This window comes from Cyanobacteria bacterium FACHB-DQ100 (assembly GCA_014695195.1).
Lineage (GTDB): Bacteria > Cyanobacteriota > Cyanobacteriia > Leptolyngbyales > Leptolyngbyaceae > Leptolyngbya.
The window spans coordinates 27,382-47,974 of the sequence record JACJNW010000041.1; the positions used below are offsets into that span (position 1 = coordinate 27,382).

Below are 20,593 nucleotides of genomic sequence, written 5' to 3' on the forward strand. Positions count from 1 at the left end.
TACTCTCATTGGTTTGATGGAACTTTTTTGTGATGCCTAGATCACAATGGTGGTAGAAATCCCTGATTATTTGCGGATGGCACGATATGAATCTAGATCAACAGCTTCAGAGGCTGGTTAACGAAGCTCCCCAAGACGGCTCTACTCCTCAGTTAATTGAATCAATCGCGCCCGTTTTGCGCGCGATCGCGCAGCGGTTGCGACATCTCCAATACTACGTGGTGCAGACACTCGATCAAAACTGGGTGATGCTGACCCTCAATCATCGTGCCCAAGATGAACCTGAGAAAAACGTAATTTATGCGTTCCCCAGCCTCAAGGACGTTTCTTCGAGTCCTTATGATTTAACAGATCCAAATTTAATCGCTTTACCTGTTCCGGTGATACATATCCTGTTTCAAATGCTGGCAATGGATAAAGATTACAGCACAATTTTTTTTGAAACCCCTGGAGATGCGACGATTGGAACCGAAGTCCAGCGATCGGAGCTAGAAGCGCTGATTCATGAATATTGGCAAGGACAGGCAGATGCGGTAACTCATATTCCAAGCGATATCGCTTGAGTGCAGAATTTACACTGGGCGGGCTAGAACTGTAAATCTAAATCTTAATCGAAGACTTTAGAGTTGCAGTTCTGACTCTGCTAGAAAATTATTTCCAGAAGTCAACCGTCTGAATACGAATCTTTCTCAACTCTCTCTAGATTGCACTGCTCCAGATACTACGACAAGTTCCAGCTTGAGATTCAAACACAATCCTTAAGCTTACTGCAGTCTATTTCATGAAACCTTTACAACCTTTCTCCGGTTTAAATGCACTTGAGATGAAAAGTAGTCAGAATCTTAAGTATTTCCACGGGGTCGATCACGTCTCTGCCTAATTGGGGAACTGAATCTACTTAAAGTTAGATCTTTTAATTAATCAAACGCTGTTACGATCGCCGGAGTTTAACTCCGATACTAAAAAAATGGCTTTTCCTTCATTTCAGGCAAATCCTACGCTTGACCTTTGCTGCTATGTCAATACAACTCGCCACATTCAAGTTGCTCGGATTGCCGATGTTGAGAACTGGTATTTTGAGCGCGTGGTCTTTCCAGGGGAACGACTCTTATTTGAAGCACCTCACACCGCGCATTTAGAAATTCATTCTGGGGCGACCGTGAGCGCGATTCTGACTGATACGATCGTCTGTGAGTCCCTTAAAGTCCGAACTTCTGCTGCGATCGCATCTTAAGCAGTTTGAGAGCCGATCTGCAAGGCTGCGGCAATCTTCAACTCAGCCAAGTTCAAGAGCCGCTAATTTCCTCGCACGATAAGGCGATAATCCCGATTCGTGCGAGGTGTTACCGTTCCGATCCAAACGCGATAACTTCCAGGCTGCCAGTCACTTTGTTGTAATCGCACATCTCTGCCGGATTCTCCAGCATCCGCACAACGGACTCCACCTGGCCCTGAGATTAACAGCGTTGTGTCTCCTCCACCACTATCGACGCGAATCGTTAGGGAAGAAAAAGGGCGTTCCAAGACCAGCGTGTGATTTGGAGTCGAATCACCAAAGCCGATGCAAGCTTGACCCTGACGATCGCGATTACTCACAACCGCAGGCAGCGAAGTCGTCCCCCCCGTCGATCCCATCATTACGCCAGAAGTCGTTTGGTTATTTAGCGTTAAGGATTTGAAGGTATCGGGTTGCGCGATCGTGCGAGAGGCAAATTGTAGCGACGCGATCGCCATGGAGATACCTATTCCCCACATTGCTATTTTTTGTGTGTATCGAACCATTTTCAGACTCCTTACGGTATTAAGTTTTTACTATTGCAAAATTTATCTTTCACCAACTTAAATTTTCATTGTAGGATGAAAGGCGTTTTAAGGTGGCACTACTGTTTACACTTTATTTCTGAACCTTTGAAGCTGCTGATAATTTATTCACATCGATTAATTTAGTAGGAATTGCTGCCATGTTAATCGGAATCTTGACTGTGCTACTATTTCTTGGATTACTGGCTGTACGGCTTGTTCTACTTCCCTCAGAAGTATTGACGTATCTTCAGGTTCCCCAATGGGCATTTTGGCTGCTATTTTTAGGAGTCGTGGCTTGGCTATTGCGGGACTGAAGGACACTGTTTTCACTGCTCCGGATACAGCAGCGGACGGTTCATTCAATACGGAAGATCGATACACTGAAGCAGATCCAACCTATAATTCAGCCCTGCATACATTAAAAGGAATGCCTTGTTATTCCTAATAAAGACCTATGATGGCATCACCGGAACAAGAAGCGGCAAGGTTAACCGCACTGTATGGGTATGACATTCTTGACACGCTCCCTGAAGCGGCATTCGATCGCTTAGCTGAGTTAGCGGCTTATCTCTGCCGCACTCCGATCGCGCTGCTTAGTTTTATGGATGCCGATCGACAGGTCTTTAAAGCAAAAATTGGAGTTGGCGTTGCTGAAATTCCACGCCAACAGTCCCCGTGTTCCTACACGCTGGAGCAATCAGACGTTCTAGTTCTGGTAGATGCGCCGGAACTAGAACGTCCGATTCTTCATCCTGCTGGCGCGGAAATATCTCCAATTCGGTTCTATGCCGGAGTTCCATTGATTACTCTAGACGGTCAGGCAATCGGAACGCTGTGCGTGATGGATTATGCTCCACAACGCCTAGATCCCTCTCAGAGCGCTGCGCTGCGATCGCTCTCACAGCAAGCAATCGCTCTATTAGAACAGCGTCGTCAAATTCGGCTGCTAGAGCTGTCTGCCGCTCAAACTCGCAAAACTGAAATGCAGCTACAGCTTCAGCACGCTGTTACGCGAGTCTTAGCCGAATCTGCCACCCTCAACAATGCCACTCCCCACCTTCTACAAACGATTTGTGAACATATTGGCTGGGATTTTGGCGAATTGTGGATTGCCGATCAAGCAACCAATGGGATTCGTTGTACCGCGCATTGGAGCCGATTAGGAAGACAGTCCAGTGAGTTTGCAAACGCCTCAAAATCGTGGGTATTTGCACCCGGATATGGGTTGCCGGGGCGAGTTTGGAGCGGCGGTAAACCCCTGTGGATGAGCGATGTCGTGCAGGATAGATTATTTTTGCGATCGCACTTAGCGGTAAAAGCCGGACTTCATGCAGCCATCGGCTGTCCAATTCTCAGTCGCGATGGCACGATCGGCGTGATTGTCCTGTTTAGTCAGCAGGTGCAACCTCCCGATGAAGAAATCATGACAACGATGATGGTGGCGATCGCGTCGCAAGTCGGACAATTTATCGAGCGAAAACAAGCCGAAGAAGAATCCAATCGACAAAGCGCCCGATCGCAGCTCCTCGCAGCCATTACTCTGCGAATTCGTCGATCGCTGCAACTCAATGAGATTCTTGAAACTACCGTTGCGGAAGTGCGGCAGTTTTTGCAAGCCGATCGCGTGATTATTTACCGCTTTGATCCACAATGGAATGGGGTCGTTGAAGTGGAGTCGGTAAAAGACGGCTGGGTATCAGCCTTGGGCGAACATATTGAAGATACTTGCTTCAAAGAAGGCACATGGCGATACTATCAGCAGGGAGCCACCACAATGATCGACGACATTGATATCGCGTCGTTGACTCCCTGCCACAAGCGATTATTGCGACGGTTTGAAGTCAAAGCCAATTTAGTCGTGCCGATTCTGCAGCATCGAGACGAGGAAGCAGAGCCGATTCTCTGGGGGCTGCTGATCGCGCATCAGTGTGATCAGCCACGCCCCTGGCAAGCGTTTGAAGTGGAATTTCTCACTCAGCTGGCGGATCAAGTGGCGATCGCGCTCATGCAGGCTCGTTTGCTCGACCAAGAGCGCCAACAGCGATCGACCTTATCAGAACAGAACCTAGCCCTAGAGCAAGCACGAGCGGAAGCGGAACGCGCTTCGCAGATGAAGAGTACCTTTCTCGCCACGATGAGTCACGAAATTCGCACCCCAATGAATGCGGTGCTGGGTATGACCGGATTGCTGCTCGATACCGAACTCAACGCGACTCAACGCGATTTTGTCGAAACGATTCGCACAAGTGGCGACAACCTACTGACGTTAATTAATCAAATTCTTGACTTTTCCAAGCTCGAAGCGCGGGAAATGGAGCTAGAAACGCTCGATTTTAATCTCGCAGCTTGTGTCGAAGAAGTGGCTGATTTGTTTGCTCCCGCCGCATTTGCAGAAGGGCTGGAAATTGGCACAATCATTTCTCACGAGATTCCGATCGGACTACGAGGCGATGTCGGTCGATTGCGGCAAATTCTGACGAATTTAGTGGGAAATGCGATTAAATTCACGCAGCAAGGCGAAGTCGTGATCAAAGCAGCGTTGGAGTCGCAAACCGAGACGACTGCGACGATCGCGTTTTCCGTCACTGATACCGGGATCGGCATTCCCGAATTGGCTCAGAAACGTCTGTTTCAGCCGTTTGCTCAAGTCGATGCGTCTATGACGCGGCGCTGTGGGGGCACCGGATTAGGCTTAGCGATCTCGCGTCAGCTTGTGGAACTGATGGGCGGAACGATCGGCGTTGAAAGCAAGTCAAAGGTCGGATCAAGATTTTGGTTCACACTCACCTTTAAGAAGCAAACGGAGCAACCCGCCGCACAAGCGACCCCCATTCCTACTCCGGATCTCACCCAGTTGAAGTTGCTCGTGGTAGACGATAACGAAACCAATCGCACAATCGTGCGCTATCAACTCTCAGCTTGGGAAATTGAAGTCGATGAAGCGGAAAATGCCTCGATCGCGCTGCAAAAAATGCGGACTCGCGCTCGATCAAGTGCGCCCTACGATTTGGCGATTCTCGATATGCAAATGCCCGACATCGATGGTGAGACGCTGGGGTTACTGATTAAATCCGATCGCACTTTAGCTTGCACGAAGCTAATCATGATGACCTCAGTGCATCGCTGGGGAGGCGCAAAAGACATGGCAGAGCTTGGATTTTCTGCGTACTTGATCAAGCCCGTCAAACAGGCTCGACTGCTCGATTGCATCATCAATATGATGTCTCCAGCTCAGCTTGTGAAGCCAGCAACACTGCCTCCGCCTCGCACTCTGCCGACCCTGACGAACTCCAGGCTTAAAATTCTGCTGGTTGAAGATAACATCGTGAATCAGAAAGTCACTCTGAATCAACTGAAGCACTTAGGCTATACAGCAGATGTTGCCGCTAACGGTAAAGAAGCGATCGAAATGCTGAGCCAAATTCCATACAACTTAGTGTTTATGGACTGTCAGATGCCTATTTTAGATGGCTACGAGGCAACGCGAGTGATCCGAAAGCAACAGGTAGAGCACCAAAGTATCATCATTGCCCTCACCGCAAATGCTATGTTAGAGGATCGAGAGCGCTGCTTAGCCGCAGGTATGGATGATTATCTCAGTAAACCCATCTCAAAGGAAATGCTCAGTGAGAAACTGACTTATTGGGGTGAGCTATTAGAACAGCAAACGGTAGAACAACCCATGAATTTAGCGATCGACTGGGATCATCTCCATCAAGTCGCAGACGGCAGTAAAGAGTTTGAGCGCGAATTACTCCAAATCTTTTGGAATGACTCTCAGCAGCACTTAAGTTCTGCTAGCACTGCGCTAGAAACTCAAGATGCAGCATTAATCTCCCGATTGGCTCATCAGCTCAAAGGCTCTAGTGCAAATGTTGGGCTTTATGAGATGCAGGCAATCACCTCAGCCCTAGAACAACAGGCATCAAGCAACGACCTCACCCAGGCACCAACGCTCCTATCCCAGATCGCCGAAATACTGGAGGCACTACGACAATTCCTACACTCTCAAAGCGCTTCGGGTTGATTGCGTTATACAATCAACCCGAAGCGCTCTAATACACAGGCGATCGTACTCTGACGAATCTTCTGCTTTGCTACTCGATGCTTGATATGGTGAAATGTTATTCACCTGAGCAGGCGGTTTTGCAAAAAGCGGAGCTTTATCAAGGTCGAATCACCTCCGACAGCTAATCGCCCCGCCTCTCACTCCTACTACCGACGGAAAATCCGAGGTACAGCCTGTCCCGGACGAGTAGATCGCACCTGGACACCTCCGACCAGTCGCTCACCCGTTCCACCATCTCTAGGCGACAAGAACGGCTTCAAGTTGATATTCCCGTTCGTTGCAGCGGTCGATCGACGAATTCCAATAATCTGACCAAGCTGATTGAGAATATTAGAGCGACCCCCTCCATACGTGAGAACACCCTGAGTTTGCTGACCACTATCTGCAACCGAGAGGTTTTGGAACACGCGATCGCGCGTTGTTACCGCATCTTGTCCGGGTGGAACCGTCAATACAATCCGGCAAGACGGAACGCGATCAGTCGTAACGCAAATCGTGTTGTAGCCGTTCTCAAATCCGGTCTTCATCTCCACCAAGCCATCCGGTCGATACGACTCTAAACGGCGCGCGATTTCATTACAGCGACGATCGGAACTCCAGCCCCCGCCCAATGTACTCGGAACTGCCCAAGCATATGCTCGGCTCGGTTGACTCTCCGGAAAATACATCACTGTGTTTTGTCCGTTGTTCACTTGGCAGGCAAACCGAGTGCCCGCCGCGGTTGGGGATGGAATCGTTGTCCCACCCGGTTGAGAGGTTGATCCACCGCGATCGGGCACCGTATCAATTACCACATCTCCCTGGGGTGGGGTAGTCTGTGCCACCACCGCACTACCCGCTACCATCATTGCCCCTAGCGACAATAACGTTCCTCGAACGACTAAATTCCGAATTTCTGCCAAGTCAACTCGCGACATGGTAATCAACCTCGATCATATGTATATAGTATTGCAAAAGCTACATCGAACCCTTTTGGGCGGCGTTCTCTTGTAGTGACTTAAATTTTTTGCTGAAGTTCCCAAACTCTATTCAACAAGACAGCCTGAAACACGATCGTGTTTCAGGCTGTTCTAGAAAGACTATTGTAAGGAAACTATTGGGTTAGCTGAAATCTTCCAGCCATTCGCTGAAAGTCCCATCGGACGGCATCGCCTGGATAATCATACAATGCTCTCAAAACGAAAATTGTACGCCCATCGCGGCTTGGAACAATAATGCTATCTCCACAAGTATTGGTTGTACACCAAGAGTAGGAAACGGCAGGTTTGCCCGCAAAATTGTAACTTCGATAATCGCTTTGTTGCTGGTCAAAAAACGATAGTGTTTTATTTTGTTCTGCCCATTGACGTGCAGAAAGACGCTGCGGATTGTCAAATCTTGAAATCGTAATTTTATCTCCCGGAGAAGATTGAGATTGCACATTACTATCAACCGGCGCAGGTTGATCGCTACCAACGGCTTGAGTGTTTAATGAAGGATCTCTAAGGACGATCGTTCCTCTCCCTTCCTGAGTCTTGTCTACAACGTATGGATCTGTAAAGTTAAACCGAAATCCCAGTTGGCTTTGGTATGTTTTTGAAGCACCCCTAGAGGATTGTCCAGCAGCAGACGACTGTTCTTTCTGCGCGGGTGCCGTCGGCGCGGCATGGACAGTACCTGCGATCGTAAGACTTAGCATTCCTGAGTATAAATACACTTGAAGCGAGAGTAATTTCGAGACTTTCATACAAGAACTCCGACTATCTTTGAATGAAAACGTTTATTAGAGAGAGTAAAAAAACTGGCAGCAAATCTGTGCTGAAACTACAGATTACGCGCCCCCTATAGATCAATTCTACATGAAAGGTTTAACCTGTTCCTGAATTCTTCTCTGTCATTTTGTAGACTTTGTTTCCTCCTTTTTTGGTATTTAATGAAACCTTGAAAAACTGTCTAAAAGCCTTAATGGTTTTAATGAGTTATCGTTAGCAAGCTCAATTGTTTTTCAATCGTTGTCACTTATCTCATGAACGGTTAAAACAAAGGAGCAGATCAAAACAGAACTGCTCCTTTACTCTTGAATTACAGCGTTGAACCGGACGATGAAACTCAGTCAATCGAGATAGATTTCGGTGCGTTACCGTTACCGTTATGCGGATTTGTGGTCTGGCTTGCGGCATAGACCGTAGTTCCTGTTTGCTGAGTCAGCCAAGTTCTCACGGGTTCTTCATTTAGGCTCAGGCGCAATAGTCCAGAAAATAACCCCCCCAAAAAGGCAGCGGGCTGCTGAGTCAGTTCTTGCACAAGTGGTGAAAGTTCAGTCAAAAACATACAAATACCCTTTGAATTGAGATATAGAGCGATCGTAGCGCGACCGTCTGAAGAATCGCAGCGATCTAAAATAAGAACTGTCCCTAACGTACGAGGAATTCGCTATGACTGATGCCAACTTGATTGGATCTGACCAAACCGTTGAACTCGCTCCGAGCTATGCAATTCCGATCGTTCTGATTGCGGCGGCGATTCCACTCCTGTGGGTGCAAGCCTGGGTTGCAGGCACGATCGCGCTATTTGGGGCATTCCTGCTGATTCAGAGCGTGACTTTGCGGCTACGCTTCACACCGACTGACTTAGACATTTACCGGGGTGAAACCCTTATTCGGCAATTCCCCTATCGCGACTGGCAGAACTGGGAAATCTTTTGGTCGCCTGTGCCCATTCTCTTCTACTTTAGAGAGGTGAAAAGTATTCACTTTCTCCCGATCATCTTTGATCCTAAAATGTTACGAATGTGCCTTGAGCAGCGTTTCCCCAAGGTCTAGTGCTGCGGCGTAATGATTTGAGTGTTGCGTATGAATTCTGATGAGTTGCCCATTTCCGATGAAGCTGCACCGAATGAAACAGGTGCAGTGTTACCAGAGTTAAAGTTGCCAAATCCACAGCAGCCTACTGAACAGCAGCCGTCTGAACAGCGGCTTGCTGATCTCACTCAGCAAGAACAAGCCCTCCAGCAAGAAATTGAGGGTTTGGTTGCAACCCGCGATGATTTGCAAGCGCAAGTGTCGGAGATGCAAAATGCGTTAGGGCGAGTCGTTCAGCAGAACTTGTCGGAATTAGAGCAGCGCAGACAAACGCTGCAACTGTCGATCGAGCAGCTAGAACGTCGGCAAGAACGCATCCGCAATGAGATGAAATCCAGCTTTGCAGGCGCGTCTCAAGAGATTGCGATTCGCGTTCAAAGCTTCAAAGATTACCTTGTTGGCAGTCTTCAAGATCTCGCGATCGCCGCAGAACAATTAGAATTACCTACATTTCAAGCCGAAATGCCGCCTGTTGCCACCCCAGAACCAGCGAAACTCCAAGCAACTCCAAGCCCCAATTTTGGGGAGTCGGCGTTTGAAGAAGAAGCCCAGAAAATTCGCAGCATTCTCGATCAGTTCCGCAATCAGCCCGATTACTACGGCCCAGTTTGGAAGCTGCGCCGCACCTTTGAGCCAGTCCACGCAGAGCGCGTTTCTAATTGGTTTTTCAAACAAGGCGGACGTGGTGCAGTGCGGACAATGGGGTCACGCCTGCAAAATATTCTGATTGCCTCAGCAGCGACTTCGATTCTGTACAATCTTTATCGCGATCGTCTAAGAGTGCTGATTCTGGCAAATTCGCCGGAGCGCTTAGGAGAATGGCGGCGAGGATTGCAGGACTGTTTGGGTGTGACACGCAGTGACTTTGGCAGCGATCGTGGAATTGCATTATTTGAAGCTCCAGAGCAGTTAGCGCTGAGAGCAGAGCGATGCGACAAAGATGGATTACTGCCGCTGATTGTGGTAGATGAAAGCGAAGAAAGTATCAACCTTGCTTTGCTTCAATTTCCTCTGCTGCTTGCGTTTGCGCCCAGTCCCCAACAAATGATTCAGCAACAATCGTATTACTAATATGGTGCCTTGGTTTATCAATAACGCACTGCTTCTAGTCGTTGCTTACCTGCTCGGTTCAATCCCCACCGGATATTTGGCAGGTCGGTTGCTCAAGGGCATCGATATTCGAGAAGTCGGCTCAGGCTCGACGGGAGCAACGAATGTTTTACGCACGATCGGCAAAATTCCCGCGCTCGTCGTTCTCCTGATTGATATCGGTAAGGGTGCACTGGCGATCGCGGTGGTGAATTACGCCTTTGTGCATCTTCCTGGGTGGCTGTATTTCTCGAAAGTTGTGGGACTAGATTTCAGCTTTTGGCAGCCTGCGATGGTGACGCTGGCAGGACTGGCAGCACTGCTTGGACACAGTAAATCGATTTGGCTCGGATTCACAGGTGGAAAATCAGTCGCCACCAGTTTAGGAATCCTGCTGGCGATGAATTGGATGGTAGGAGTGGCAACGTTGGGTGTATTTGCACTGAGTTTGGCAATGACGCGAATTGTTTCGATTAGCTCGATCTCCGGCGCGGCTTCGGTCATTGCTTTTATGCTGCTATTTGCTCAACCGTTGCCGTATGTGCTGTTCGCGATCGCGGGCGGAGCTTATGTCATTTGGCGGCACCGATCGAATATTCAACGATTAATCGCAGGCACAGAGCCAAAATTAGGACAAAAGATCGAGGAATCGGAAGGAACTCTTAGCTAGACGGTTTTCTGAGGAAATAAATAAATCAGACCTGAGATCCAGGTTAAGGCAACTGAAATCCAAAACAAACTGAGAATTGCAGGCTGCCAGGATTGAGAGAATGGTGCGATTAGGAGTGCGATCGCTGCAATTTGGCTCACGGTCTTAAGCTTGCCCCAGAAATTCGCGCCCTGTACTGATTTTTGTAAATTCGGGTCAACGCGCCAGCCTGCGATCGTCAATTCCCGCGCCAAAATCATAAATACCCCCCACGCTGGAATTTGCTGTAGTTCCACAAGCGAAATCAATGGCGCTAAAACCAGTAATTTATCGACCAGCGGATCAAGAAATTTGCCGAGATCTGTAATCTGGTTGAGCTTTCGCGCCAAATAGCCATCCAACCAATCTGTGCCGGCGGCAACGAGAAAAACACCAACCATAATCCAGCGTGTCTCAGCCGTGGGGAACTGCAAGCCATAAAGCAAAATCGGCACTCCAAGCAGCCGAGAAACGGTAATCCAGGTCGGTAAATTCATCAAGTCGCACCAATTAGAACTATCTCCAGCATAGAAAAATTGGGACAATCCTAAAAGGACTCTCCCCATGATCAATCAAGAAGATATCGACTTGTACAGCTTTCAGCAAGCCCCATGTTTATTCAGCACGACGGCGATCGTTCTCACAATCAGCTTCAGGTCATACATCACCGACCATTTCCGCTGATACTCCAAATCCATCGCCACAACGTCTTCAAAATCTTTGATCTCCGATCGACCATTGACCTGCCATTCTCCGGTAATTCCCGGCTTTACGGCTAGGCGCTTCCAATGGTGTAATTCATAGCGTTTGACTTCATCCAACGTGGGTGGACGAGTTCCAACTAAACTCATTTCGCCGCGCAACACATTCCAAAACTGCGGCAACTCATCTAAGCTGGTGCGACGGAGGAATCGACCGACCCGCGTTACTCTTGGATCGTCTTTGCTCTTGAAAATATTGCCCATCGCTTCGTTTTGAACCAGATGCTGCAAGCGATCGGCGTTAGTCACCATTGAGCGAAACTTCCAGATGCGAAACGGGCGACCTCCGATTCCGCAGCGAATCTGGCTGTAAAAGATCCGACCAGGATTATCAATTTGGATGGAGATCGCGATCGGGAGCAAAACAAAGCCCGTAATCAGTAATCCCACTAAAGCACCTAGGATATCGATCGTGCGCTTGATCCTACTGTTTGTAGAGACATGAGGAAAGTAAGCTTCTGCGATTGAAGGTGTGGGATCTTGAGCATGGCGACAAGTAGCGGAGCGAATCAGAGAATTAGTATACGTAATCACAGGAGTAGCCAATCTGAGTAATCGGTGTACCCACGCTTCAATGAAACGATGTCCAAAGGGTTAAATTATTTCACGGACGTGGGCATGGCTAGTGTGCACAGGGAAACAGGTGCTCCTTTCAAGATTTTAGCGATATTTGCTCAACCTTTGAACGCCCTGCAATTCTGTGAAGTTTTGATAGAGAATTCTAGCTTTGATCCGGATTGCGCCCGGCTTATTGATGACTGGCATCGTCATCGAATAGATTTTCCACACCATCAAGTGAAAAAATCACAGGCTCTTCCGATGAAGCCGGCATCGTCCGCAGTCGATCGAACGCCGTTTCACGATCTAGATTGCGATAGCCATTTGGCTCTATCGCCGGTTCGACCTGGGGTGCATCCCCCTCAAACAACGATTTCAACTCAGTTAGGGCTTCCTGACCGCTCTTAAATCCACTTCGAGGGGGTAGGACTTGAACTGTAACAGGACGCTCACTGATTTGATCAATGAGTTCTGTCAGAAGCGCGATCGAATCGATGCTGCACGACTCAGTAGCCAATTCGCGCCGTACTCTCACAGGTAGATCGGGCGGTAATTCGCTGCCAGCATAGGGCATTGAGAGCCTGATTTGATTCTGCTCAGGTGAACTTTGCACCAGCGCAGTTTGTCCTATCTGAGTAGTCAATCGATCGACGATCCCTGAGAACATCACATCGCTTTCCTGTCCCAAGCGATGTAGCTTATCGAGTCCCTGAGCTAGAGAACTGTGATACGCCTGAATGTCTTTTTGTAGCGATTCAAACACGACGTGCAGCGAAGCATCTAGCGTACTCAACATCTGATCAGAAACCGCTTGAAGTTTCCCCGCAGGTAAGTTTTCAGTCACTTGGGATGCGGCGAGACTTGACTGTAAGAATTCTTGATGCGCCTCAAGCTGGCGAATTTCGCGCAATAGGGTATTACGTTGCTGCATTAATCCAGACACTTCAGCATGAAGTGGATGCAGGAGCGTCGATCGCAGCGCATTCATCTCCTCGATCACCGTTTGCACCGCAGCTTGAGCTTGGTTTTCGGCTTGATCCGGCGTGTGTTGACTCAGTTGAAACAGAGCGTCTTGTAAATAGGCACGAACTTGCTCTAGCACTTGGCGCTGACGAGCAACTTGTGCCGCTATTCCCCAAGGTAAACGGGAATTTGCCTGAGCGAGAACCTCTTGAACCTGGGCAAGAAGGCGCTGAATCTGATCTGGGTTAGCAGTCACAACAAAAATCCTTGACTAAAATTCGGCACTACGGAACGTGGCGGGTTGATCGTAATGGCTGAGATTAGAATGCCCGAACCGAGTCATCTTTTGCCAGTGTCACAGGGAATTCTGCGATCGATCTACTTCACGAAACAAAGCTTCATGCAGTCATCAGGATCATTTCACAGGCTGAGTTGCCATTTTTTCGCGGACGGAAATCTGCGCCAAAGCTAGTAAAGCATCTAAAATGTTCGCAGTCTATCTGGACAAAGCTGTGCAGTTTCTAAGGCGGGTGGGCATTCTAAGCTCATCTCTCGATTCAAGGAATCAGTCTGCGCTCGTTTTCATGCCCCACTGTGGTTAGACTCTCCATGGAAGACCGTTACACTCTCCGCGACACTTCGATCAATACGATTAACGCATCGATTCGCCTCGCGCCATTCTTTCAAGGATTGCCAGATAGCGCGATCGAGAAAGCGATTTCTCATGTCGCGCTGCGAAATCATCCCGCTAACCAAGTCATTTTGCTAGAGAATGACTGGGGAAGTTCGGTCTACTTCATTCTGAGCGGCTGGGTGAAGATTCGCACTTACAACCTCGATGGCAAAGAGGTGACGCTGAATATTTTGGGCAAGGGCGAGTTGTTTGGGGAGATGGCTCCGCTCGATGAGGTGCCGCGATCGACAGATGTGATTACGTTAGCTCCGACCGTCATCGGGAATATGCCGGCTCAAGATTTCGTGCAGTTGCTCAATTCTGAGCCAGAGGCGGGCATTCGATTAGCTCAGTTGATGGCGCGACGATTGCGGCAGGTGAATCGCCGATTAAGATTGCGTGAATCAGACAGTATGTCGCGAGTGGCGGATATTCTGCTGTTTTTGGCAGATGGACAAGGGAAGCGAGGACAGAACGGCACAGAAATTCCGAATTTGCCGCATCGGGAGTTAAGCAGTTTGAGCGGATTGGCGCGGGAAACGGTAACGCGAGTGTTGAGCAAGCTAGAGAAGAAGGGCTTGATTGTGCGAGATCGCGATATTTTGTGTATTCCTGATGCTCATGCCCTCGAACGCTTAATGATTTAGGGTTGCCAGCCCGGATTAGTAAATAATGGATTGCGAATTTGATCGGGTCGATTCGAGGAGGCGGAGGAGGCGATCGCTGTTTGCTGTGCGGATTGGGCGGGGAAACTGGTGAGCGCGATCGCAAAAGTCAGAACCGCGATAAACAGAAACTTTGCAGTTTTTGCTGAGAACGCAGTTTTGGAAAGTTGATGAAGTAATTGCGGTTGGAGCTTCTGCACAGCGCTTGTCATAAAGTTTGACACCCCATTCTATTGATCAATTCAGAAATCGAAGCAGGCGAATTTTTCACCCGTAATCTGGAATCAACAAAATTGGATGACTTCCCGAAATAGAGCTAGTGGAGCTAACTAAATTGCTGGGCGTAAAATCGCGCATAGCGTCCGCCTTCTGCAATCAGTTCTTTGTGCGTTCCAGCTTCCACCACACGCCCTTTTTCCATTACGAGAATACGATCAACCCGTCGAACCGTTGCCAATCGGTGAGCAATAATAAACACCGTCCGACCCTGCATAATTCGCTCCAGCGCTTCTTGCACCAAAGCTTCTGATTCTGAATCGAGTGCAGAAGTCGCTTCATCCAGGATCAAAATTCTCGGATTGAGCAGAACAGCCCGTGCGATCGCTAACCTTTGCCGCTGTCCGCCGGATAAATTAACTCCACGTTCACCCACCCAAGTCTGGTAGCCGTCGGGAAATTGACTGATAAATTGATCCGCGTTGGCAATCTTCGCTGCCGCTTTCACGGCTTCAAGATCGAAATCGAGTTGTCCAAAAGCGATGTTTTGCGCGATCGTGCCTGTAAACAAGATCGTTTCCTGAGGCACAATTCCGATCTGATGGCGCAGGCTCTTGAGCGACACATCACGGATATTTGTGCCATCAATCCAAATATCACCCTGTTGCGGATCGTAAAAGCGGGGAATCAAATTCACCAGAGTTGTTTTTCCCGCACCAGACGCGCCCACTAATGCAACCATCTCTCCAGGGAGAACACGCAGATTTAAATCTTGCAATACCGGTCGATCGGGTCGATAAGCAAAGCTAACGTTTTGAAATTCAATTCTGCCTGTGACGGGGGATAGCTCTTGAGTATCGGCACGTTCCGCGATCGACGGTCGAATATGCAGCAGTTCAAACACGCGATCGACCGAAGCTTCGGCTTGCTTGAATTCGTTGTAGTTCAGCGTCACCGTTGCGATCGGCTCAAACAACATCGCAACTGCAACAACAAAGGCGACAAACTCACTTCCAGTCAGATTGCCCTGCGAAATCTGCCAGCTTCCCACCAGCAAGAGCGCCAAAATCCCCAACGCATCTAAAAATCCCTGTACCGGATACTGAATGGCTCTCAGCCTTTCTGTTGCGTATCTCGCTTGACGATTGCGTTCAGAGGCACGGCGAAACTGCTCGATCGCATAATCTTCTGCTGCAAATGCTCTCACCAACCGCACTCCGCTGAGCATCTCGATCAGCAGTGCCGACAAATCCGAAATCCGGCTTTGACTCCGATAGGACAGCTTTCGCATCTTCTCGCCAAACCAAGCTGTGAGCGAAGCCAGCAGCGGAGCAACAACTAACGTCGCAAAGGTCAGTTGCCAATTGAAATACAGCATTGTGCCCAGCGTCACCACCAGCTTCAAGGCATTCGGCACGAACTGACTAAACAGCTTTTGAATCACTTCGCCGACGCGATCGACATCCTCAGTCAGGCGGTACGAGAGATCCCCAGTCTGCACCGATTCAAAATACGCCAGACTTAACCGTTGCAAATGAGCAAACGTGCGATTTCTCAATTCCATCGCGATCGACAGTGCCGCTTTGGCAATCAGCGTTTCCTGTCCGTATTGCGCTAATTTCTGTCCGCCCCAAATCAAAATCACGTATCCGGCTGTCTCTGCGATCGCAGTCAGTCGCCCCTCACTGACAAACCGAGACATCTTTTCAGACATAAATGCCAAAACGGGCCAAGTCACCGCAAACACGACCGAGCAAATCAAGGCATAAACGATCGTGCGCCATTGAGGGCGAATGTAAGCTAAAAGCTGCCAGTAGTTAGAACGCTGTTTCAAGGTTGATTGGATTTATGTTTCTGATAGATGTCAACAACAGAAGGCGAAAACGAAACCAAAATAATCGATTTGTGGAACAGCCAGAAGTCTTCTTCCTGGAAGAGTTTTCGCCCCAATCTGTTCCCCGTCCAATAGCTCACCCTATCATCCAACACGCCAGAAACAAAGCAGCCCATCGTCAAAATGGGCAAATTCAAAACAGGAGCCGAAGCAAGAAAGCCAGCGGTATTAAATCGAGCGCTTACGTCGCTGCATCAGCCAGACGATGAATGCGACAACCAAAATTCCTAGAATAATCTTAGAAACAGGGGCAAGATATTCGTCTACCAGTTCATAATTCGCTCCCAGCGCGTACCCCGCATAAGTCAGAGCAAACGTCCAAATTGTGGTGCCGATCGTCGAGTACACCAAAAAAGGCATCAATCGCATTCCGCTCAACCCCGCAGGCAGCGAAATCAGCGTCCGAATTCCTGGAACCAGTCGCCCGATTAAGACGGCTTTCGTTCCATGTCGATAAAACCAGCGGTTGACCTTATCAATATCGTTACCAGTCACCCCGATCCACTTACCGTAGTGATCGGCAAGCTCACTCACTCGCTTCTCACCCACCCAAAGCCCAGCATAATACCAGAGCAGCGTTCCTAAAATCGTTCCCACCACACCTGCCAGCACCGCATACTGAAAGTTCATTTTGCCCTGCGACACGGTAAACCCAGCCAGCGGCATGATTAACTCCGAGGGAATCGGCGGAAACAGATTTTCCATAAACATCAGAAACCCAATTCCCAAATAGCCGAGGGAATTCATCGTGCTGGTAATCCATTCAACCAGTGCTGCACTCATGCGTGACTTCCTTGTGTGGGTGAACTGAAGCGCGATCGCCCTCAATTCTGCGATCGCTGAGATTTATCTTATGAACTTATATGAAACTTTGACGCATCAGTCCACCCAATCCGCAAAATTCCCATTGCAACTTTACGGAAGTCGAAGTTGCACCTTCTATTAGCGATGAAGTAGGAAGCGGATCCTATTGGACTCGAACCAATGACCGACCGCTTAGAAGGCGGTTGCTCTATCCACTGAGCTAAGGATCCAAAACAGTCATTTACTAATATAGCGGCGCGCGGCAAATCTAGAGTAACCGAAATTTAACTGCTTTTGCGATTTAGGCTTGGTACTTTTTTGATTTTTATCAAGCATGTGTAAAGTACAGCATCAAATTGGGGAATTCAAAAGAATAGATGACCCGAAATGGAGAATCCCTGTGACGTTGAATTTCAACACCACAGGCATCATAGCGAACATCGCTACGCCCCCTACCCTCTAGCCCTGAGCCGCTTTATGTTCATTCTGAAACGGCAGGATGTTGAGATCAGCAGCATTCAGCACCCTAAACGCGATCAAAAAGTGCCAATCCTGTCCTATCAAGGACAAAGCTTTCGACTGATTCAAGTCTTTGGCTCTGGGCAAGAAGAAGAAGCGCGATCGTTTTGGCGCGATCTGACCGACAATCAGGGCAAAGCCTGTGTCCTGCTGGAAGAACCAGAGCGATGCAGCGTATGGGGGAAGGTGCGGCTAGATCAGCTCAGCCAGGATGCAGCAGTCCCAGACGGTGGAGGAACCGTTACCGCAGTATTTACGCAAGCTTGTTTATTGATGCTGCAAGCGATGTACATCGACGTTGAGGATTTGATGGGTACAAAGCAAGCCGCTTCCTTTGAGCGGGATTTAATCAGCATCTTTCAGCAATGGCGATTTCCTCAGACGGATTCACCTGCCGCTGTGAAGCAACTTCTTACAATTAATCCCCTCAACAGTTTGCAGACTCCAGCTTGGCAAGAAAATCTTTTAAACGTTTTGCTACAAGAACTCTATCGTCTTGGCAAAGCGTATTTTGGCAAGTCCGCGTTCGCCGATCGCGTTTTGGATGCGCTGCAAGATTTGCCGCAAGGCGAACGCACCCGTTTCCTCGAATGGCTCAACCATTCCCCGACCGGAAAACTCTGGTCTTAACTTTTGTCCCTTGTTGAAGATGACCTATGAGCAGCTCAGCTAGTAAATCTCAGTCGAAGTCGATTTCTGTCCAAGCGATCGTGTTTGCAGAAATTCTATTGGCAGTGTTCGCGTTATTGTTTTTCTTATTGTTTAGCGTTCCTGATCCTGGACAAGCCCGCCCGGACTGGTATTCTTACGGAGCTTCAGCGTTTGAAGTTGTGGCGTATTTTAGTGCGGCGTTGCTGTGTTTTAGAAACTGGAGCAGTCCACAAATTGTCAGTGGGCGGCGGGTTTGGTTGAGCATTGGGCTAGGAATGCTCTGTTATGGCATTGGTACAATCTTGTTTACCTTCTGGGAAACGTACATGGGGCGCGAAGCCGATGTGTCACCCGGAGATTTCTTTTATATTCCCACCTATCTATTTTTAGGGTGGGGCATGATCATGGCGTTCTCCGATCGTCGCCTGAACCTCGATCTCTGGCAGTGGTTTACCGTGGGGGGCATTGCAGCCGTCAGCATTGCGTTTGCCACTTGGCTGACCTTAACTCCTAGCCCCAAGACTTCAATGCTGTTGTTCTTTGATGAACCCGCCATTGCTCAAACGGCACCTGCTAAGCCGACCCCAAGAGCAACTGCCTCACCGACGATTAAACCCTCGGCTGTTGCTAAGCCCTCACCGCTCCTGGCTCCGAAACCTGCTGCGATCGAGCAGAAGCCGCCCGTCGAGGAGAAACAGCAAGATGTTCCAGAATGGGTGATGACGATCGAAAGTACCCTCGCGCCGCTCAAGCCATTTTTGGACTATTTCTACGTGCTGGCGGACGTATTTATTTTGATTATTGCGACGACGCTGCTGCTAGCATTCTGGGGCGGTCGATTCTCGCAGTCCTGGCGTATGATTGCAGCAGCAGCCTTTTCGCTCTATATTGCGGATATGTGGTTTAAATATGCTACCAGCCGTCTTGAGAACTACCAAAGTGGCGGGATCATTGAAATCTTTTGGGTCTTTAGTGGTGTTCTGTTTGGCATCGGAGCTGCACTGGAATATGATTTGAGCCGATCGCGGCGCGGGAGTTCACGCAGACGAGCATGAAGATTTATCCTGCCCCCCGCATTCGATCACGCTCAGCATAGAATAGATGAGTAATTGCCGCCCCGCGCTGAGTTTCTCATGAGCAGACTGTCTGATTCTGATAAAAGCCAAATTATTGAACTGTATCGCCAATCGGGAGAAACAACTTTAACTCTCGCAGAGCGATACGGTGTCAGTAATACGACAATTAGCCGCATTTTGAAAAGCAGTTTGTCAGCAGAAGAGTATGACAGTCTGATTCAGCAAAAGCGCAGTGCTTCAAGGGGCGGAGCGCGATCGACAACAGTAGCCGCTCTTACGCCTTGCCAAGCGCCTGAGAATGTCCAAGATTCAAGGGGCGGAGCGCGATCGACAACGGTAGCCGAGGCGCCTCCAGTTCAAGGTAGCTTACTCGAACCAGAAGCACCAATTCCGCTAGAGCCAGAAGCGGTCGAACCTAGAGAAGCAGCCTCAAAGCCCGCACCGCCGCGCCGAGTACGACGAGCTAATACTAATGAAGCCTCGACTTCTACGCCCGCTGAGGAAGCGCCTGAGCTCGCTCAGATCGAAGCGATCGATCTCAGCCCAACCGTAGATAGTATGGCGGACGACGAGGACGATGATGAAGACCTCGACGATCTCGATAATCTAGATGAAGACCTCGAAGACGAAGATGATGACGAGCCTGCGATCCTGCCGTCGATTCAACTGAGTGCAGCAGAATTCATTCGGGTACTCCCAATTGCAGAAGCCGCAATTCCTCGGACTTGTTATCTCGTGGTCGATCGAGCTGCGGAGTTAGTGGCGCGTCCGCTCAGTGAGTTCGCGGAACTAGGTCAAATTCCGTCGGGAGAAGTCGAAGCAAGAACCTTACCTGTATTCGATAATCATCGAGTTGCGAAACGATTCTCTAACATTCGTACCCAGCGAGTGATTAAAATTCCAGATAGCCGGGTTTTACAGAAAGCTGCACCCTACCTACAAGCCAAGGGAATTACGCGATTGTTGATTGATGGGCAGGTTTACGCACTCTAGATATCATTGTTGCTCTGAGGAGATCCGAGTAGGGGCTGCAAGATTGCGGCTCCCAAGATACCTAAGATTACACTAAAGGCGATCACGAGACCAAAGGGTAATTCGATCGTTTGAAACGCGAGAAACTTGAGGGCGATCGGAGCAGCATTTTGAATCGCGACGAGGGCGATCGCGCCGATCCAGAGTGCGATAATGCAGGCAGTGATTAGAGTGGCAAAACTTTTCATGGGACTTCAGGAATTGAGAACTGAGACCGTGTAGAGAAACTCATCAGCCGCGAACTGATAATTTTCATCCTTGTGAGACATTTCCTTTGTGGGCAGATCGATCG

The 20,593-nt window shown here is 49.0% G+C and carries 22 protein-coding genes and 1 tRNA gene; 11 read left to right on the plus strand and 12 right to left on the minus strand.

Annotated elements, in window-relative coordinates; genetic code table 11:
* Window positions 1–86: 86 nt before the first annotated feature.
* Both H6F51_23875 and H6F51_23880 read left to right on the plus strand, forming a co-directional pair.
* Window positions 87–563 carry a hypothetical protein gene (locus H6F51_23875; GenBank protein ID MBD1825511.1) on the plus strand — a complete coding sequence of 159 codons (477 nt, stop codon included), beginning with the start codon at window positions 87–89 and terminating at the stop codon, window positions 561–563.
* Between the two features lie 404 nt (window positions 564–967).
* A complete protein-coding gene (locus H6F51_23880; GenBank protein MBD1825512.1) occupies window positions 968–1,234 on the plus strand; it encodes a DUF1830 domain-containing protein in 267 nt (88 codons plus the stop codon).
* Between the two features lie 62 nt (window positions 1,235–1,296).
* Here the strand turns inward: H6F51_23880 and H6F51_23885 are convergent, their stop codons facing one another.
* Window positions 1,297–1,782, minus strand: coding sequence for a hypothetical protein (locus H6F51_23885; GenBank protein ID MBD1825513.1), 486 nt, complete (start codon window positions 1,780–1,782; stop codon window positions 1,297–1,299).
* 179 nt (window positions 1,783–1,961) lie between these two features.
* On the opposite strand from H6F51_23885, the gene H6F51_23890 reads away from it, so the two are divergent.
* Complete coding sequence (locus tag H6F51_23890; protein ID MBD1825514.1) at window positions 1,962–2,117, plus strand: hypothetical protein; 156 nt, start codon at window positions 1,962–1,964, stop codon at window positions 2,115–2,117.
* Between the two features lie 140 nt (window positions 2,118–2,257).
* On the plus strand, window positions 2,258–5,830 hold the full coding sequence (locus tag H6F51_23895) for a response regulator (protein MBD1825515.1): 3,573 nt from the start codon (window positions 2,258–2,260) through the stop codon (window positions 5,828–5,830).
* A 188-nt stretch (window positions 5,831–6,018) separates the two neighbouring features.
* Here the strand turns inward: H6F51_23895 and H6F51_23900 are convergent, their stop codons facing one another.
* From H6F51_23900 to H6F51_23910, 3 genes are all read right to left on the minus strand, one after another.
* Window positions 6,019–6,720, minus strand: coding sequence for a hypothetical protein (locus tag H6F51_23900; protein MBD1825516.1), 702 nt, complete (start codon window positions 6,718–6,720; stop codon window positions 6,019–6,021).
* A 245-nt stretch (window positions 6,721–6,965) separates the two neighbouring features.
* Window positions 6,966–7,598 carry a hypothetical protein gene (locus tag H6F51_23905; GenBank protein MBD1825517.1) on the minus strand — a complete coding sequence of 211 codons (633 nt, stop codon included), beginning with the start codon at window positions 7,596–7,598 and terminating at the stop codon, window positions 6,966–6,968.
* A gap of 362 nt (window positions 7,599–7,960) precedes the next feature.
* Window positions 7,961–8,182, minus strand: coding sequence for a hypothetical protein (locus tag H6F51_23910; protein MBD1825518.1), 222 nt, complete (start codon window positions 8,180–8,182; stop codon window positions 7,961–7,963).
* A gap of 104 nt (window positions 8,183–8,286) precedes the next feature.
* Here H6F51_23910 and H6F51_23915 point away from each other — a divergent pair, with 104 nt between their 5' ends.
* Genes H6F51_23915 through plsY form a run of 3 tightly spaced genes read left to right on the plus strand, consistent with a single transcriptional unit; the run spans window position 8,287 to window position 10,471 of the window.
* The gene (locus H6F51_23915; protein ID MBD1825519.1) at window positions 8,287–8,673 is read left to right on the plus strand and encodes a DUF3119 family protein; all 387 of its coding nucleotides are present in this window, start codon (window positions 8,287–8,289) and stop codon (window positions 8,671–8,673) included.
* Between the two features lie 30 nt (window positions 8,674–8,703).
* Complete coding sequence (locus tag H6F51_23920; protein ID MBD1825520.1) at window positions 8,704–9,783, plus strand: DUF3086 domain-containing protein; 1,080 nt, start codon at window positions 8,704–8,706, stop codon at window positions 9,781–9,783.
* 1 nt (window position 9,784) lies between these two features.
* Window positions 9,785–10,471 (plus strand): glycerol-3-phosphate 1-O-acyltransferase PlsY, encoded by a 687-nt coding sequence (gene plsY / locus H6F51_23925; GenBank protein ID MBD1825521.1) that lies wholly within the window; start codon window positions 9,785–9,787, stop codon window positions 10,469–10,471.
* Here plsY and pgsA read toward each other — a convergent pair.
* The 3 genes from pgsA to H6F51_23940 form a co-directional block, all read right to left on the minus strand.
* A complete protein-coding gene (gene pgsA / locus H6F51_23930) occupies window positions 10,468–10,986 on the minus strand; it encodes a CDP-diacylglycerol--glycerol-3-phosphate 3-phosphatidyltransferase (GenBank protein ID MBD1825522.1) in 519 nt (172 codons plus the stop codon). The genes plsY and pgsA overlap by 4 nt on opposite strands.
* Before the next feature lie 102 nt (window positions 10,987–11,088).
* The gene (locus H6F51_23935) at window positions 11,089–11,763 is read right to left on the minus strand and encodes a sugar transferase (protein MBD1825523.1); all 675 of its coding nucleotides are present in this window, start codon (window positions 11,761–11,763) and stop codon (window positions 11,089–11,091) included.
* A 235-nt stretch (window positions 11,764–11,998) separates the two neighbouring features.
* The gene (locus H6F51_23940; protein ID MBD1825524.1) at window positions 11,999–13,027 is read right to left on the minus strand and encodes a hypothetical protein; all 1,029 of its coding nucleotides are present in this window, start codon (window positions 13,025–13,027) and stop codon (window positions 11,999–12,001) included.
* Between the two features lie 353 nt (window positions 13,028–13,380).
* On the opposite strand from H6F51_23940, the gene H6F51_23945 reads away from it, so the two are divergent.
* Window positions 13,381–14,091 carry a Crp/Fnr family transcriptional regulator gene (locus H6F51_23945; GenBank protein ID MBD1825525.1) on the plus strand — a complete coding sequence of 237 codons (711 nt, stop codon included), beginning with the start codon at window positions 13,381–13,383 and terminating at the stop codon, window positions 14,089–14,091.
* Here H6F51_23945 and H6F51_23950 read toward each other — a convergent pair.
* From H6F51_23950 to H6F51_23965, 4 genes are all read right to left on the minus strand, one after another.
* On the minus strand, window positions 14,088–14,321 hold the full coding sequence (locus H6F51_23950) for a hypothetical protein (GenBank protein MBD1825526.1): 234 nt from the start codon (window positions 14,319–14,321) through the stop codon (window positions 14,088–14,090). The genes H6F51_23945 and H6F51_23950 overlap by 4 nt on opposite strands.
* A 113-nt stretch (window positions 14,322–14,434) precedes the next feature.
* Window positions 14,435–16,159, minus strand: a complete 1,725-nt coding sequence (locus H6F51_23955; protein ID MBD1825527.1) for an ABC transporter ATP-binding protein — start codon at window positions 16,157–16,159, stop codon at window positions 14,435–14,437.
* 228 nt (window positions 16,160–16,387) lie between these two features.
* On the minus strand, window positions 16,388–16,990 hold the full coding sequence (locus tag H6F51_23960; protein MBD1825528.1) for a DedA family protein: 603 nt from the start codon (window positions 16,988–16,990) through the stop codon (window positions 16,388–16,390).
* A gap of 190 nt (window positions 16,991–17,180) precedes the next feature.
* Window positions 17,181–17,253, minus strand: a tRNA-Arg gene (locus H6F51_23965).
* Between the two features lie 247 nt (window positions 17,254–17,500).
* On the opposite strand from H6F51_23965, the gene H6F51_23970 reads away from it, so the two are divergent.
* From H6F51_23970 to H6F51_23980, 3 genes are all read left to right on the plus strand, one after another.
* The gene (locus H6F51_23970) at window positions 17,501–18,172 is read left to right on the plus strand and encodes a hypothetical protein (GenBank protein ID MBD1825529.1); all 672 of its coding nucleotides are present in this window, start codon (window positions 17,501–17,503) and stop codon (window positions 18,170–18,172) included.
* Window positions 18,173–18,198: 26 nt separating this feature from the next.
* Entirely contained in the window at window positions 18,199–19,248 is a 1,050-nt protein-coding gene (locus H6F51_23975; protein ID MBD1825530.1) for a hypothetical protein, read from the plus strand.
* Between the two features lie 78 nt (window positions 19,249–19,326).
* Complete coding sequence (locus tag H6F51_23980; GenBank protein ID MBD1825531.1) at window positions 19,327–20,262, plus strand: transposase; 936 nt, start codon at window positions 19,327–19,329, stop codon at window positions 20,260–20,262.
* Here the strand turns inward: H6F51_23980 and H6F51_23985 are convergent.
* Window positions 20,259–20,489 (minus strand): DUF1049 domain-containing protein, encoded by a 231-nt coding sequence (locus tag H6F51_23985; protein ID MBD1825532.1) that lies wholly within the window; start codon window positions 20,487–20,489, stop codon window positions 20,259–20,261. The two genes, H6F51_23980 and H6F51_23985, sit on opposite strands and share 4 nt — an antisense overlap.
* Between the last annotated feature and the right edge of the window lie 104 nt (window positions 20,490–20,593).

Excerpts from the sequence above, each read along its gene's own strand:
- H6F51_23875 (MBD1825511.1), top strand. The coding sequence starts at position 87 with ATGAATCTAGATCAACAGCTTCAGAGGCTGGTTAACGAAGCTCCCCAA.
- H6F51_23880 (MBD1825512.1), top strand. The coding sequence starts at position 968 with ATGGCTTTTCCTTCATTTCAGGCAAATCCTACGCTTGACCTTTGCTGC.
- H6F51_23885 (MBD1825513.1), bottom strand. The coding sequence starts at position 1,782 with ATGGTTCGATACACACAAAAAATAGCAATGTGGGGAATAGGTATCTCC.
- H6F51_23890 (MBD1825514.1), top strand. The coding sequence starts at position 1,962 with ATGTTAATCGGAATCTTGACTGTGCTACTATTTCTTGGATTACTGGCT.
- H6F51_23895 (MBD1825515.1), top strand. The coding sequence starts at position 2,258 with ATGATGGCATCACCGGAACAAGAAGCGGCAAGGTTAACCGCACTGTAT.
- H6F51_23900 (MBD1825516.1), bottom strand. The coding sequence starts at position 6,720 with ATGATGGTAGCGGGTAGTGCGGTGGTGGCACAGACTACCCCACCCCAG.
- H6F51_23905 (MBD1825517.1), bottom strand. The coding sequence starts at position 7,598 with ATGAAAGTCTCGAAATTACTCTCGCTTCAAGTGTATTTATACTCAGGA.
- H6F51_23910 (MBD1825518.1), bottom strand. The coding sequence starts at position 8,182 with ATGTTTTTGACTGAACTTTCACCACTTGTGCAAGAACTGACTCAGCAG.
- H6F51_23915 (MBD1825519.1), top strand. The coding sequence starts at position 8,287 with ATGACTGATGCCAACTTGATTGGATCTGACCAAACCGTTGAACTCGCT.
- H6F51_23920 (MBD1825520.1), top strand. The coding sequence starts at position 8,704 with ATGAATTCTGATGAGTTGCCCATTTCCGATGAAGCTGCACCGAATGAA.
- plsY (MBD1825521.1), top strand. The coding sequence starts at position 9,785 with ATGGTGCCTTGGTTTATCAATAACGCACTGCTTCTAGTCGTTGCTTAC.
- pgsA (MBD1825522.1), bottom strand. The coding sequence starts at position 10,986 with ATGAATTTACCGACCTGGATTACCGTTTCTCGGCTGCTTGGAGTGCCG.
- H6F51_23945 (MBD1825525.1), top strand. The coding sequence starts at position 13,381 with ATGGAAGACCGTTACACTCTCCGCGACACTTCGATCAATACGATTAAC.
- H6F51_23950 (MBD1825526.1), bottom strand. The coding sequence starts at position 14,321 with ATGACAAGCGCTGTGCAGAAGCTCCAACCGCAATTACTTCATCAACTT.
- H6F51_23970 (MBD1825529.1), top strand. The coding sequence starts at position 17,501 with ATGTTCATTCTGAAACGGCAGGATGTTGAGATCAGCAGCATTCAGCAC.
- H6F51_23975 (MBD1825530.1), top strand. The coding sequence starts at position 18,199 with ATGAGCAGCTCAGCTAGTAAATCTCAGTCGAAGTCGATTTCTGTCCAA.
- H6F51_23980 (MBD1825531.1), top strand. The coding sequence starts at position 19,327 with ATGAGCAGACTGTCTGATTCTGATAAAAGCCAAATTATTGAACTGTAT.
- H6F51_23985 (MBD1825532.1), bottom strand. The coding sequence starts at position 20,489 with ATGAAAAGTTTTGCCACTCTAATCACTGCCTGCATTATCGCACTCTGG.